The sequence below is a fragment of the Neorhizobium sp. BETTINA12A genome (assembly GCF_023006485.1).
Classification (GTDB): domain Bacteria; phylum Pseudomonadota; class Alphaproteobacteria; order Rhizobiales; family Rhizobiaceae; genus Neorhizobium.
The window spans coordinates 38,171-51,599 of sequence record NZ_JALBGW010000015.1; the positions used below are offsets into that span (position 1 = coordinate 38,171).

The window sequence follows — 13,429 nt, forward strand, 5'->3', positions numbered from 1 at the left end:
TCATGCAACTTGAAAAAGCCTGCTTTCTTCTCATCTTGGGGAAGAACACGCTTCCGGAAAGAGCAGAAAAGGCCATCGTCCGTGACATCAATCCCCGCCACGCCATTGCTCGACAAGGTCAAGCTTCCCTCCGATCTTCGCGTCATCGAAGACCGCGACCTGACGCAGCTTGCCCGCGAATTGCGCGACGAGATGATCGATGCGGTGTCGCGCACCGGCGGCCATCTGGGTGCCGGCCTCGGCGTCGTGGAACTGACGATCGCCATCCACAAGGTATTCAACACGCCGGATGACAGGCTGATCTTCGATGTCGGGCACCAGTGTTATCCGCACAAGATCCTCACCGGCCGGCGCGACCGCATTCGCACGCTGCGCCAGGAGGACGGGCTTTCCGGCTTCACCCGCCGAGCCGAGAGCGAATATGATCCGTTCGGCGCGGCACATTCCTCCACGTCGATCTCGGCCGGCCTCGGCATGGCGGTCGCAGCCGATCTTTCCGGCTCGAAGCGCAATGTGATCGCTGTCATCGGCGACGGCGCGATGTCGGCCGGCATGGCCTATGAGGCGCTCAACAACGCCGGCGCGCTCGATGCCCGGCTGATCGTCATCTTGAACGACAACGACATGTCGATCGCCCCGCCGACCGGCGCGATGAGCGCTTATCTGGCTCGCCTCGCCTCCGGCCGCACCTATATGGGCTTTCGCGATCTCGGCAAGAAGCTGACCGCCTATCTCGGCAAGAATGTCGACCGGGCGATCACTCGCGCCGTCGAACATGCCCGCGGTTACGTCACCGGCGGCACGATGTTCGAGGAAATGGGCTTCTACCATATCGGCCCGATCGACGGTCATTCCTTCGACCACCTCCTGCCGGTCCTGCGCAATGTGCGCGACAATGCCCGCGGCCCGGTGCTGATCCATGTGGTGACGCAGAAGGGCAAGGGTTATGCGCCGGCGGAAGCCGCCGCCGACAAATATCACGGCGTCAACAAGTTCGACGTCATCACCGGCGCGCAGGCGAAATCGAAGCCGAACGCACCGAGCTATACGAGCGTCTTCGGCGAGGCGCTGGTCCAGGAAGCAGCGCTCGACGAGAAGATCGTCGGCGTCACCGCGGCCATGCCGAACGGCACCGGCATTGACAAGCTGGCGGATATCTTCCCGGCCCGGACCTTCGATGTCGGCATTGCCGAACAGCATGCGGTGACCTTTGCAGCAGGCCTTGCGGCAGAGGGCTACAAGCCTTTCTGCGCGCTCTATTCGACCTTCCTGCAGCGCGGTTACGACCAGGTCGTCCATGACGTGGCGATCCAGGGATTGCCGGTGCGTTTCCCGATCGACCGCGCGGGCTTCGTCGGCGCCGACGGGCCGACCCACGCGGGCTCGTTCGATACGACCTTCCTCGCCACCTTGCCGGGCATGGTGGTGATGGCGGCCGCCGACGAGGCGGAGCTGAAGCACATGGTGCGTACAGCCGCTGCCTATGACGAAGGCCCGATCTCCTTCCGTTATCCGCGCGGCGAAGGCGTCGGGGTCGAGCTGCCGGAACGCGGCCAGATCCTTGAAATCGGCAAGGGCCGGGTGGTCAAGCAAGGTGCCAAGGTAGCGCTGCTTTCCTTCGGCACGCGCCTGAAGGAATGTGTGCTTGCAGCCGAGGATCTTGACGCCGCCGGTCTTTCGACCACGGTTGCGGATGCGCGCTTCGCCAAGCCGCTGGACCATGACCTGATCCGCCAGCTCGCCCGCCATCACGAAGTGCTGATCACCATCGAGGAAGGGGCGGTCGGCGGCTTCGGCAGCCATGTGCTGCAGTTCCTCGCGACCGAGGGCCTGCTCGACAACGGCCTGAAAATCCGCTCGCTGGTGCTGCCGGACATCTGGATGCAGCAGGCAAGCCCGGACGCGATGTATGCCAAGGCCGGCCTCGACCGCGCCGGCATCGTCTCGACCGTGTTCAGGACGCTCGGCCAGCCCCAGATCGGCGTCGGCTTTGCCGGCTGAGCCCGGTCGTCAGGTCCTCCCGGATTAGAAACCGAGGCGGCTCAGCGGCCCGATGATCTTGCGATAGAGCATCGGCGGCGTGAAGTCCCGAAGCACGTCGCGGCGTATTTCGGCGTAATCCTTCTTGTCGGTGGAATTCGGCCGCGGCTTGAAGAGCGTCGAATGCGACTTGCGGGAATCGTCCCACGTTGCCGTGTAATAATAGAGCGCGATCGAATCTCTCGATTTGTCTTCCGGATGGTTCACGACCGAGGGGTTGCCGTGGAAGGAATCCGATGTGGTCGAGAAGGTGACCATGCGATTGAACAGGGGCGTGAAGCTGTGCACCTTGCCCTTCATCTCCTTATCCCAGATCTCGAACGAGCCGCCCCACTCTTCCCGCCAGTCCTTGTTGAGATAGATCAGCGTGTTGAGCCGGCGCTCGACCTTCATCTTGGAATGGAGGTTGAAGTCGGCATGGATATCGAGATGCCCGCCGTTGGCGGTCTCATGAACGCCGGCGCCGAAAAAGAACGGATCGGGGATCAATCCTTCAATCCCGGTCATCTCCTCCAGAAACAGAATGAAGGGGCGCGAATTCAGCGCATAGAACAGGTTCTTGGTGTAGGTCGGAAGCCGTTCCGGCACATAGGAGACCTTCTTGTTCTCCTGCGCCCTCGCAAAGGTCGTCTCCTTTTCCGGACGGTTCCGGAGGTCGGTCAGGACGTTCTCCAGAACCTGCTCGGGCAGGAAATTGTCGATGCAGATATGCGGATAGGGCGAAGCCGATTGGTAAGCCCCGGCATAGTTCTTGGCCATCGAGCGAGCGGCATCAACATCTGCCAGAAGAGTATCCGCATCAATGGGATATACTAACTGCGCCATTACACTCCCCCAAATTATACTTTGGCCAGAGTGTCATAATTTTTAGATGGCGCAAGTATGACAAAAGCTCATACTTCGAAAGCGTTAGTCGTTAGATAAATTCGAAACCAGATCCCGCCCCTCAATTACGGCTTTGAAATCAAATACTTCATTTGGAAGTGCCTTTCCACGCCTCGACCGCACCCCGCACGGATGCTCCGAAGCAGTATCCTCCTACGTCGAATGAAGTAACGCATCCCATCGAAGGGACGGTTCCTAGTTCCGCTCGCCTTCGATCACCATGTCGAACTGCACGACATTGGAATAGATCGGCGTGCCGACGTCCATGGCGTAGCGGGAGCGGAAGATCTTGCCGCTGACATTGAAACCTATCTTCCGTCCGCTCCAGGAGGTCAGCTTCACATCGAAGACTTCGGACGAGCTATGCCCCTTGGCGGTCAGCGTGCCGGTGATGCGGGCGCTGTCCGGGCCGGTCTGCTCGACGCGTTCCGAGCGGAACGAGATCGTCTCGAAATGACCGGAATCGAACACAGCGCCGGAACGCAGGAAGGCATCGATGCGGTCCTGGCCGGTGCTGACGCTTTCCGGCTTCAGATCGAAATTGACCATGGAATGCGCGAGATCGCCGGCTTTGAGGTTGAACGTGCCTGAAAACTTACCGAACTTGCCCTTGATGCCGCCGCCGCCGACCTGATCCACGGCAAACGCGATGCGGGAACCGGAGGTGATGGCATAACGCCCCGCCGCCTCGGTGAGGCTCGGAACGTTCACGGCCGAGAAGCCGGCTCCGGGAAGCGACATGGCGAGCAGCATGGCTGCGATGACGGTTGTCTTGCGGGTCATGGTCCCGGCTCCTCGATGGATGTTTTTGCGGTGCGGTGCCGGCTGCCGAGCATGCGGGTGAGCACCTCATCATGCCTGACATAGTGGTGGTAGAGTGCAGCGCCCGAATGCAGGAGGACGAGGGCCAGCATCGAATAGGCGAGAACCGCATGGACGGTCGTCCACCAGGCCTCGGCGGCATCGGACTTCGGCACCGGAAGATGCGGAATGACGACGAGGTTGAACGCGAAGGTCGGAATTTCGAGCGGCGATACGGAGGCGATCATCCAGCCGGCCACCGGCACAGCCACCGCCAAGGTCAGCAGCAGATAGTGCATCGCGTCTGCCGAGCGATATTCCAGGGCGCTTAGACCTTTGACGGGTTTCACCCGCACGACCGTCAGCGAATGGACGAGCCTCACGGCCGCCAGAAGCAGCGCCAGCATGCCGAAGGACTTGTGCCACTGGAAAAGCGAGAACTGCAGGGCTGGATCGATCGATTGGAGGGTCATGACGAAGCCGAGCACCAACAGGCCGAGGATCAACAACGCGATCAGCCAGTGCAGAACGATCGCGATGGGATCATAACCATCGGCAGGGCGACGCGGCATGGGATGTTCCCGGAACTCTTGGGCTAACTTACGATCGGAAACATCGTGCTTTCCGATCCGGCCGGCAAGCGCCAGCGCGATCACTTTCATTCAATATTACTGAATTCGGATCTTTGCCGCCACCGTCACTGATCGGCGGCCGTCAGGAACAGGATATTCAGATCCTTGTCCGGATAGAAATCGTCCGCCGTCATCTCGAAAGTCGTGGGGCCGATCTTCTTCACGCCGTTGCCGCAGAAGCTGACGTAATCCTTCTCCTTCCCCTTGTCGATCGTCAGCTTGAACTTACCGATCGAACCGCCCCAGTTGGCGCCGGTAGTGAGGATGTAGGACACCCATTGCTCGGTATAGTTCGGGCCGCCTTTTCCGGCCGCAGCTTCGAGTTTTGCCGCGGTCTTCATGAATGCGGCGTCGATGCAGTAGCGGTCGGCATAATCCTTGTAATTCGTCGCCGGCTTACCCTGATCGATGAAGGTCATGGCGACAGTGCCCCCGACGCTCGGCTTATAGCGGTGGCTGACACGGACGGGCTTGCCGGCCGGAAATTTCGTCTTCCACCAATAGACCGAGCGCAGCGTCCAGGCAGGCGTCAGGTCCTCCTGCCAGCCCTTGCCGGCGTCGTAGCGGTTGACGAACACCAGCCCTTCGGCGATCCAGGCAGCCTTCACGTCTTCAGGCAGGGCCTTGAGTGCGACGAGCGTCCTGTCGCTATAGGGCAGAAGCGGAATGTTGCGCGCCACGAGTTCGTCGGTGCGGTCGATGCCGGCGGCCAGCACCCTTTGCTGCAGCTCCGGCTTGATCTGCCGGCTGTCCTGCACGACCGAGAAACCGAGGAAATTGTCGCTGTCGGTGTTGTCGAGCGCGATATCGCTGTCCATGCTGCCGGTAATATCCGGCATCGGGAAGGCAATGACGCTTTCGACATCCTTGTCGCTGGCGTTCTTGAAGACATAATCGACCAGCACTTCCTCGCGGGAAATGTAGAGCTGCTCCTCGGCCATGGCGACGTCGGAGGTCTGGACGTAGATCAGCCCGCCCGTCTTCAGTTCCGCCATGGAATCGTTGGCGAGTGCCGGGTTCGCGACGAACAAAAGTCCGCCGATCAGCAAGGTGCATCGCATATCCGTCCCTCCCATTTCCTCGCCGGTTTTCGGCCGCCGGAAGATAGACGCAAATGCTGAAACAGAGAAGGCAGGCCGGATGGTCTCTGGCCTGCCTTCTCAATCAAACCGTATGGACGGATCAGAATTCCGACCACTCTTCCTTCACGGCGGCAGCGCTCGCCGCCTTGCCGGAGAAGGCGCGGGCGACGGTGGAGCGCAGGGCATTTGCCGGCGATGCCACCGGACGGGCTGCCGACGGGGCCGCGACCGGACGCGAAGTCCGAACCGATGGCGTGCCCCCGAAGTTGAACTGCCTCAGCAGGGCATCGAGCGCCTGGGCTTCCTGGGCGAGCTTGTGGCTTGCCGCGTTCTGCTCTTCGACCATGGCGGCGTTCTGCTGCGTGCCCTGGTCCATGGCGTTGACGGAGGTGTTGATCTCCTGGAGGCCGGTCGACTGTTCCCGGGTGGAGATGACGATGGCGGAGAGGTGCTGGTTGATCTGCTGCACTTCGCCGACGATCGCTTCCAACGCCTGACCGGTCTCGCCGACCAGCGCGACGCCCGCATCCACCTGCTGGCTGGAGGTTGTGATCAACGCCTTGATCTCCTTTGCCGCATTGGCGGAACGCTGAGCGAGCTCGCGGACTTCCTGTGCGACGACCGCGAAACCCTTGCCCGCCTCACCGGCGCGCGCTGCCTCGACGCCGGCATTGAGCGCCAGAAGGTTGGTCTGGAAAGCGATGTCGTCGATGACCGAGATGATGTTGCTGATCTCGCCGGAGGATTTGGAGATCTCTTCCATGGCGGAGACCGCGCGGCGGACCACTTCGCCCGATTTCTCGGCGCCGATGCGGGTGCGCTCGACCCGCTGGCCGACGTCTTCTGCCCGGCGAGCCGATTCCTTTACCGTGGTCGTCACCTGTTCAAGGGCTGCGGCTGTCTCTTCGACGGCTGCGGCCTGCTGTTCGGTGCGACGACCGAGATCGTCGGCCGCAGAGCGGATTTCACCGGCGCCGGAGCTGATCGCAGAAGCATTCTCGCCGACCGCCTGGAGGGCGGCCTGCAGCCGTCCGAGCGCCTGGTTGAAGTCGGTGCGCAGCCGGTCGAGATTGCCGGAGAAGGGCTTTTCGATGCGGTAGGCGACATCGCCATCGGCAAGGCTTGCAAGTCCGGTGGCCAGCGCGTCGATCGCAAACTCGAGATTGGCGGCTTCACGTGCCTTCTGGGCGTCGTTGTCGAGACGTTCGCGCTCGCTGGTGTCGCGCAGGACATCCGCATCACGAGCCAGACGCTGCTTTTCGATCGCAGCATCCTTGAAGACGGTGACGGCCTTGGCCATGCGGCCGACTTCGTCGCCGCGTTCGAGAGCCGGAATTCCGATATCATGATTGCCGCCGGCAAGGCTGGTCATCGCTTCCGTCATGCCGACGATCGGTTGGACGATGGCGCGCGACAGGGCAAGCACCAGGGCGACCGCGATCAGGCCGGCAATACCGCCGCCGACGAGGAGCGTCAGCAGCAGATCGGTATGGGCCTGGGTCTGGGCGCTGACCATGGTGGTCGACAGGTCGAAAGCCTGCTTCTTGATCTTGGCGGCAGCCTCGCGGAACACGTCGAGCTGACCTTTCGACTGGTTGCGGCCGATCTCGATGACTTCCTCGATCGGCTTGCCGGTGTTCTTGCGGGCGTCGAGCTGCGGAACGGTGAGCTGGGTATGGAACACATCGGCTGCGGCACGCATCGCATCGAGCGAAGCGACCATATCCGGCATGCCTGCGGCGGCCTTCTTGGCGGCGTCGATCGCCGCGATCATCTTGTCGCGGTTGTTGAAGACGTCCGAATAGGTGCTGTCGCTCTTGAAGAGCAGGAAGCCGCGCTGATTGACGGCCTGTTCCAGCATCGCTTCGAGCGCCGCGTCCACATTCATCATGATCGTCTGGGAAACGACCTGCTGCGCGGAAGACCGGCTCGATTTCAAGGCCTGCCAATAAACGCCGGCGGACGCCAGCAGACAGACCGACATCAACGCCGCAAAGGTGATGATCAGCTTCTTGTTCAGGGATAGGTTTTTAAGCGACATCGGGGGCTTCCGCTCTCGGGTGAAACAGCATTGGGCATCTCCTCCGGCGGCGAGAGAATCCCAACATGATTAAAATTTGATTGAACCCGGCGCGGGTTTTCATGAAGCAAGGCCCTTGCAAGCCGGCCGATAGGCAGGCATTGACTGCGACCATGTCCCCAAGCCCTGAAAACCAACGCCTCGACCAGCTTCTCGTCTCGCTCAATCTCGTGGCGAGCCGAGCTCGCGCGCGCGATGCGATCGCCCGCGGCACCGTTACCGTCAACGGCCGCGTCGTCACCAAACCGAGCCTCACCTTCCCGCTCGACGCGAAACTCACGATCGACGACCCGGCGCAGGATTACGTCTCCCGCGCCGCGCTGAAGCTTGTGGCGGCGCTCGACCATTTCAAGCTCGACCCGGCCGGCCATGACTGTCTCGATATCGGTGCCTCGACCGGCGGCTTTACCGAAGTGCTGATCATGCGCGGCGCAGAGCACGTGACCTCGATCGACGTCGGCCACGGACAGATGCACCCGCGGCTGCTCGCCGAGCCGCGGGTCACCAATATCGAGGGCCTCAACGCCCGATATCTGACCGCCGAGGATTACGACGACCGCGAGATCACCTTCATCGTCTCCGACGTCTCGTTCATCTCGCTGAAGCTGGCGCTGGCGCCGGCCTTGGATCTTGCCGAGCCCGGCGCGCATTGCGTGCTGCTGGTCAAGCCGCAATTCGAGGCGGGCCGCGATGCGATCAGCAAGGCCGGGCTGCTGAAGGAGCCGGAGACGGCGCCCCAGGTCGCGGCCGAACTCGAACGCTGGCTGGTCGAAGAGATGGGCTGGTCGAGCCTCGGGCTCATCCCCTCCCCGATCGCCGGCGGCGACGGCAACCAGGAATACCTGCTCGCAGGCAGGAAGCCCGGTGAACCTTCATGAGCACGGTCACCGTCACGATCAGCCGGCTCGGCGCCCAGGGCCACGGCATCGCCAATGGCGAAGACGGCCCGGTCTATGTGCCCTACGCTCTTCCGGGCGAAACGCTGGCGATCGCCCGCAACGGCGATCACGGCACGGTCATGTCGACGTCCAACCCGTCGCCGGACCGGGTCACGCCGCCCTGTCGCCACTTCGGGCCTGACAGCGACGCCTGCGGCGGCTGTTCGCTGCAGCATCTGGCGGATGTCCCCTACCACGCCTTCAAGCGCAACCTCGTCGTCGAGGCGCTGAAATCCAAGGGTCTGACGCCTGAAGTGGGCGAACTGGTCATAGCGCATCCCGGCGAGCGTCGGCGGGTGGTGTTTTCCGCCCGCAGGACCGAGAAGGAATTGCTGCTCGGCTTCAACCGCGCCGAGACCAACCATATCGTCTCGATCGTCGAATGTCCGATCGCCTCGCCGGGCATCGTTGCCCGGCTCGAGGCGATCCGCGCTGTGGGCAAGGCGCTGGCGACCGGTTCGGAGACATTCCGTATCGCCGTTCTCGAAACGCTTGCCGGCCTCGATCTTGCCGCAGAAGGACTGAAGCCGCTCGACGACAAGCAGCGGCGCACGGTCACCGAGACGGTGCTGGCGCTGAAAAGCATCGCGCGGGTTTCGGTCAATGGCGAAATCATTATCGAATTGCAGAAGCCGCTGGTGGATTTCGGCGGCGTCAAGGTCTCCCCGCCGCCCGGCGCCTTTACCCAGGCAACGAAACCGGCGGAAGACGCGATGGCTGAACTGGTGCTGTCGCATGTCGGCAAGGCCAAGCGGGTTATCGACCTGTTTGCAGGCTCGGGCACCTTCTCGCTCCGGCTTGCCCGCATCGCCAAGGTGCATGCAGTCGAAGGCGACGAGAAATCGGTCAGGGCGCTCGACCTTGCGGCCCGCAATACTCAGGGGCTGAAGCCGGTGTCGGTTGAGAAGCGCGATCTCTACCGCCGGCCGATGATGGTTTCAGAACTGAAAAACTACGACGCAGTCGTCTTCGATCCGCCGCGCGCCGGTGCCGAAGTCCAGATGAAGGAGCTTGCCCGCTCGACCGTGAAGACGGTCGTGGCGGTGAGCTGCAACCCGCTGACACTTGCCCGCGACCTTCGGATCCTCGTCGATGCCGGATACCAGATCAAGGCGGTCACGCCGATCGACCAGTTTCTCTGGTCGCCGCATGTGGAAGCGGTGGCGCTGCTGCAGAAATAAGCTCCGGCGGGCGGACGCCCGGCCTCCTACCGATCCAGATCAAGCGTACCGGTGCCAACCACGCCGGAGCAGCGGCAGCGGCTGCCGACGCGGCCGGGATCGGCATTGCAGACATAGGGGCGGCGGCGGTCCATGCTCGGCGGCGGAGAGACGACGCAGACATAACGTTGCGGGCGGGGACGATTTCTATCGCGGTCACGGTCGCGATCTCTGTCCCTGTCGCGGTCCCTGTCACGATCGCGGTCGTCGTCACGGCGGATGATGAGGCCGTTCGGGCCGATGGTGACGGAAGGGCTCTGGGCGAGCTGCAGCGGCTGGCTCTGCGAGGGGAACACCAGCGTCTCGGCCTGCGCCGGCGCTATTCCAAGAAGCAGTACGAGCAAGCCCGACGAAATACGATGCGCCATCATTTCCTCCCGATCGATTGGAGGCAATCTAGCGCTGAAGTTGCGTCAAAAGAAGACGGGAACAGAAATTTCCCGTGCGACACCGTTAACGCCGCATGAAGGCCTCGAAGGCGGCGCGCGCCTCGGCGCTTTTAAGCTGGGCGGAGAAATGCACCAGCTCCTCGTCGATACGCGCAAGTACCGCCTCGCGCGGTCCGCGCACCAGGTCACGGGCGATCTTCAGGGCCTGCGGTGGTTTTCTTGCAAGGCTTGCGGCTAGCGCCAGCGTCTCGGCTTCGACCGCCTGCGGCTCTGCGATCTTCCAGATCAGACCGGCGTCGAGTGCAGCTTGCGCCGAAAACCCCTCGCCCGCCACCAGCATGGCAAAGGCGCGCTGATGGCCGATGGCCTTCGGCGCCAGCAGGCTGGAGGCTGCCTCCGGCACCAGCGCCAGATCGACAAAGGGCGTCTTGAAGACGCTGCGGGCGGAGGCGACCGTCAGGTCGCAATGCATGTTCAAAGTGGTTCCGATGCCGATCGCCAGGCCATCGACGCCTGACACAAGCGGTTTTTCGGCAAGCGCCAGTGCCTTGATGAATATGGAAGCGGCAGGCGCCTCCTTCGATCCGGACATGGCGTAGGTAAGAAAATCCCCCATGTCATTGCCGGCGGAGAAGCAGCCATCGGTGCCGAGGAAGGCGACGGCGCGAACGGCGTCGTCCCCGTTCGCCTCTTCGAGCGCAGCGGTCATGCGGTTGTACATGGCCGATGTGATGGCGTTCTTCTTTTCCGGCCGGTTGAAGCGGATCACCATGACGCCCGGCTGGCCCTCGGGGCGCTCGATGAGGATGTGATTGTCGCTCACGGCCGTCTCCTTCAGGCGAGTATCGCGCGGGCGGCTTCAAGGCTCGCGGCGCCTGAGACGACGCGGTCCTTCAGGGCCGAGGTTTCGGCCAGCAGGTTCTCGGCCATGAAGCGGCAGAGCGCGACGCGCTTTTCCGGACCGCCGTTATCGACAGCGACGAGCGCGCCCTTGGCAAGATAACAGCCTGTCAGCACCAGGCCGAACAGGCGCTGATAGGGCGTCGCACCGGCGAGCGCCTCGGCGGTCTTGCCGGCCGCCTGGGTGTCGAGGAGCCAGCCGGTGGCGGTTTCGAGTGCGGCGATGGCGGCGCGCAGGCGGTCACCGGTTTCGCCGAACGCCGTATCGTTGGAGGCTGAAATCCTATCGGCAATCTCCTTCAGCTCACCGATGAAGCCGCGCACCTGATCGCCGGAGGAAAGCGGCAGCTTGCGGGTCACGAGGTCGATCGCCTGGATGCCGTTGGTGCCCTCGTAGATTGGCGCGATACGGGCGTCGCGCAGGTAACGGGCAGCGCCCGTCTCCTCGATAAAGCCCATGCCGCCATGCACCTGGATACCGAGCGAGGCGACGTCGACGCCGGCATCGGTCGCGAAGGATTTGGCGATCGGCGTTAGAAGTGCGGCCCGTTCGGTCCAGTGGCGGGCCTCGTCGCCCTCGGTGTGATGCGACATGTCGGTCGCGTGGGCGCAGGCGTAGCAGATGGCGCGGGCGCCTTGGGTTAGTGCCTTCATGGTGATCAGCGTGCGGGCGATGTCCGGATGGTCGATGATCGGGCTCATGCCCTCCCCCGACCAGCCGGGCGCCTTGCCCTGAGTGCGTTCCTTTGCAAAGGCGACGGCCTTCTGGGTGGCGGCTTCGGCGATCGCCACGCCCTGCATGCCGACCGCCAGGCGGGCATTGTTCATCATCGTGAACATGCAGGCGAGGCCCTTGTTCTCCTCGCCGATCAGCCAGCCGATCGCGCCCTTGTCATCTTCGTTGCCGGGAGAATATCTGCCGTCGCCGTAGATCATCGTGCAGGTCGGCGAGCCGTGGATGCCGAGCTTGTGTTCGATCGAATGGCAGAAGACGTCGTTGCGCGCCTCCAGCGATCCGTCGTCGCCCACCAGGAATTTCGGGACCAGGAAAAGCGAGATGCCGCGGGTGCCGGCAGGCGCATCGGGAAGCCGCGCCAGCACCAGATGGATAATGTTGTCGGCGGCGTCGTGCTCGCCCCAGGTGATGAAGATCTTCTGACCGAAAATGCGGTAGCTGCCGTCGTCGCTGCGCTCGGCACGGGTCTTCAGAACGCCGAGGTCGGAGCCGGCATGCGGCTCGGTGAGGTTCATGGTGCCGGTCCATTCGCCGGAGACCAATTTGGCCAGATACTTTTCCTTCAGCGCATCGCTGCCGTGCGCCACCAGCGCCTCGATTGCTCCCATGGTCAGCGTCGGGGCGAGCGCGAAGGCCATGGAGGCGGAATTCCACATTTCGAGCGCGGCGACGTTCAGCATATGCGGCAGGTTCTGGCCGCCATAGGCTTCCGGCGCGGTCAGCCCGTTCCAGCCGCCCTCGCGCCAATGACGATAAAGTTCCGGCCAGCCGTCGGGCGTCTTCACCTTGCCGTCGGTGAGGCGGGCGCCTTGTTTGTCGCCGATCTCGCCGAGCGGCGCCATCTCGTTACCCGCAAACCGCCCCGCTTCCTCCAGGATCGCCTCGACCAGATCGGCGCTCAGGTCACCGAACCTGCCGATCTCCAGGGCGTCCGCAAGGCCGGCCACATGGTTCAGGGTGAAGGCGATCTCCTCGACCGGTGCCTTGTACATGATGCTCCTCCTCGTGGGCGCGGTTGTGACCGCCTTAACTGGCCGATTCTACTCAGCCACCATCCTCACTTTGCTTTTTACGTAAACGTAAATGCGGTTGTCAATGTTCAGGCCAAGCCAAAGAACACGGCAAGCGACCGATTCACGGCTACGAGAATGTCATCTTCGATCGAGCCGAAAACCCTCCCTATCTTTTCCCGCTTGAGGGTCATCGCCTTGTCGATCATGATCTGGGAGGGGCTGTTGAGCGCGTTCCTGGGCGTGGGCTGGACCAGGATGCGGATGAGCGGCGTATCCACAATGGTACTGGACAGCAGCAGAACCGTTAGCGTGTCGGTGTCGAAAAGGTCGGATTGGATCACAAGGGCGGGGCGCGGTTTTCCGAAATCACCAGCCAGAGCAACCGTCACAAGATCGCCCCTGCGCATCATTGCTCCCCGAGATCAGCCAGGGCATCATCCAGAAATTTCATAAGATCGGGATCTGCTGCATCCGCCGCCGCGACCAAACGCGACTGCCGATGGCATTCCTCTGCAAAACCAGGGCGCCGCGTATCGGGAACCCAAATTTGCACTGGACGCAACCCGGACGCCCGGAGATTTTCACGACGTTTTCTGACACGCTCATTCACGGAACTGGCCATATGAAATACTCCTTGATTTGTTACATGTAACAAACGGCGCTGGAGCGTTCAAGGAATTTTTAGACAACGTTGTTGAAACAGGCGTTACACA

The 13,429-nt window shown here is 62.5% G+C and carries 13 protein-coding genes; 3 read left to right on the plus strand and 10 right to left on the minus strand.

Going from position 1 to position 13,429, the window contains the following annotated elements:
- Positions 1-81 precede the first annotated feature (81 nt).
- Positions 82-2,001 carry a 1-deoxy-D-xylulose-5-phosphate synthase gene (gene dxs, locus MOV61_RS06885; RefSeq protein ID WP_247136055.1) on the plus strand — a complete coding sequence of 640 codons (1,920 nt, stop codon included), beginning with the start codon at positions 82-84 and terminating at the stop codon, positions 1,999-2,001.
- A 24-nt stretch (positions 2,002-2,025) separates the two neighbouring features.
- Here dxs and MOV61_RS06890 read toward each other — a convergent pair whose 3' ends face one another.
- From MOV61_RS06890 to MOV61_RS06910, 5 genes are all read right to left on the minus strand, one after another.
- On the minus strand, positions 2,026-2,865 hold the full coding sequence (locus tag MOV61_RS06890) for a 2OG-Fe(II) oxygenase (RefSeq protein ID WP_038540502.1): 840 nt from the start codon (positions 2,863-2,865) through the stop codon (positions 2,026-2,028).
- Between the two features lie 255 nt (positions 2,866-3,120).
- On the minus strand, positions 3,121-3,708 hold the full coding sequence (locus tag MOV61_RS06895; RefSeq protein WP_247136056.1) for a YceI family protein: 588 nt from the start codon (positions 3,706-3,708) through the stop codon (positions 3,121-3,123).
- The gene (locus tag MOV61_RS06900) at positions 3,705-4,298 is read right to left on the minus strand and encodes a cytochrome b (protein ID WP_247136057.1); all 594 of its coding nucleotides are present in this window, start codon (positions 4,296-4,298) and stop codon (positions 3,705-3,707) included. The genes MOV61_RS06895 and MOV61_RS06900 overlap by 4 nt, the downstream gene beginning before the upstream one ends.
- Positions 4,299-4,423: 125 nt before the next feature.
- Positions 4,424-5,419, minus strand: a complete 996-nt coding sequence (locus MOV61_RS06905) for a DUF4424 domain-containing protein (RefSeq protein WP_247136058.1) — start codon at positions 5,417-5,419, stop codon at positions 4,424-4,426.
- Between the two features lie 121 nt (positions 5,420-5,540).
- Complete coding sequence (locus tag MOV61_RS06910) at positions 5,541-7,481, minus strand: methyl-accepting chemotaxis protein (RefSeq protein WP_247136059.1); 1,941 nt, start codon at positions 7,479-7,481, stop codon at positions 5,541-5,543.
- Positions 7,482-7,633: 152 nt separating this feature from the next.
- Between MOV61_RS06910 and MOV61_RS06915 the strand changes: the two genes are divergently transcribed.
- Entirely contained in the window at positions 7,634-8,398 is a 765-nt protein-coding gene (locus MOV61_RS06915; RefSeq protein ID WP_247136083.1) for a TlyA family RNA methyltransferase, read from the plus strand.
- Positions 8,395-9,639 (plus strand): class I SAM-dependent RNA methyltransferase, encoded by a 1,245-nt coding sequence (locus MOV61_RS06920; protein WP_247136060.1) that lies wholly within the window; start codon positions 8,395-8,397, stop codon positions 9,637-9,639. The genes MOV61_RS06915 and MOV61_RS06920 overlap by 4 nt, the downstream gene beginning before the upstream one ends.
- A 26-nt stretch (positions 9,640-9,665) precedes the next feature.
- On the opposite strand, the gene MOV61_RS06925 is transcribed toward MOV61_RS06920, so the two are convergent.
- The 5 genes from MOV61_RS06925 to MOV61_RS06945 all read right to left on the minus strand — a co-directional run bounded on the left by MOV61_RS06925 (position 9,666) and on the right by MOV61_RS06945 (position 13,338).
- The gene (locus tag MOV61_RS06925; RefSeq protein ID WP_247136062.1) at positions 9,666-10,049 is read right to left on the minus strand and encodes a hypothetical protein; all 384 of its coding nucleotides are present in this window, start codon (positions 10,047-10,049) and stop codon (positions 9,666-9,668) included.
- Positions 10,050-10,131: 82 nt separating this feature from the next.
- Positions 10,132-10,890 (minus strand): crotonase/enoyl-CoA hydratase family protein, encoded by a 759-nt coding sequence (locus MOV61_RS06930; protein WP_309493790.1) that lies wholly within the window; start codon positions 10,888-10,890, stop codon positions 10,132-10,134.
- Between the two features lie 11 nt (positions 10,891-10,901).
- Positions 10,902-12,695, minus strand: coding sequence for an acyl-CoA dehydrogenase (locus MOV61_RS06935; protein ID WP_247136063.1), 1,794 nt, complete (start codon positions 12,693-12,695; stop codon positions 10,902-10,904).
- A gap of 107 nt (positions 12,696-12,802) precedes the next feature.
- Positions 12,803-13,123, minus strand: coding sequence for a type II toxin-antitoxin system PemK/MazF family toxin (locus MOV61_RS06940; protein ID WP_247136085.1), 321 nt, complete (start codon positions 13,121-13,123; stop codon positions 12,803-12,805).
- Entirely contained in the window at positions 13,123-13,338 is a 216-nt protein-coding gene (locus MOV61_RS06945) for an antitoxin MazE family protein (protein ID WP_080719117.1), read from the minus strand. The genes MOV61_RS06940 and MOV61_RS06945 overlap by 1 nt, the downstream gene beginning before the upstream one ends.
- Between the last annotated feature and the right edge of the window lie 91 nt (positions 13,339-13,429).

Excerpts from the sequence above, each read along its gene's own strand:
- MOV61_RS06890 (WP_038540502.1), bottom strand. The coding sequence starts at position 2,865 with ATGGCGCAGTTAGTATATCCCATTGATGCGGATACTCTTCTGGCAGAT.
- MOV61_RS06895 (WP_247136056.1), bottom strand. The coding sequence starts at position 3,708 with ATGACCCGCAAGACAACCGTCATCGCAGCCATGCTGCTCGCCATGTCG.
- MOV61_RS06900 (WP_247136057.1), bottom strand. The coding sequence starts at position 4,298 with ATGCCGCGTCGCCCTGCCGATGGTTATGATCCCATCGCGATCGTTCTG.
- MOV61_RS06905 (WP_247136058.1), bottom strand. The coding sequence starts at position 5,419 with ATGCGATGCACCTTGCTGATCGGCGGACTTTTGTTCGTCGCGAACCCG.
- MOV61_RS06910 (WP_247136059.1), bottom strand. The coding sequence starts at position 7,481 with ATGTCGCTTAAAAACCTATCCCTGAACAAGAAGCTGATCATCACCTTT.
- MOV61_RS06915 (WP_247136083.1), top strand. The coding sequence starts at position 7,634 with ATGTCCCCAAGCCCTGAAAACCAACGCCTCGACCAGCTTCTCGTCTCG.
- MOV61_RS06920 (WP_247136060.1), top strand. The coding sequence starts at position 8,395 with ATGAGCACGGTCACCGTCACGATCAGCCGGCTCGGCGCCCAGGGCCAC.
- MOV61_RS06925 (WP_247136062.1), bottom strand. The coding sequence starts at position 10,049 with ATGATGGCGCATCGTATTTCGTCGGGCTTGCTCGTACTGCTTCTTGGA.
- MOV61_RS06935 (WP_247136063.1), bottom strand. The coding sequence starts at position 12,695 with ATGTACAAGGCACCGGTCGAGGAGATCGCCTTCACCCTGAACCATGTG.
- MOV61_RS06940 (WP_247136085.1), bottom strand. The coding sequence starts at position 13,123 with ATGCGCAGGGGCGATCTTGTGACGGTTGCTCTGGCTGGTGATTTCGGA.
- MOV61_RS06945 (WP_080719117.1), bottom strand. The coding sequence starts at position 13,338 with ATGGCCAGTTCCGTGAATGAGCGTGTCAGAAAACGTCGTGAAAATCTC.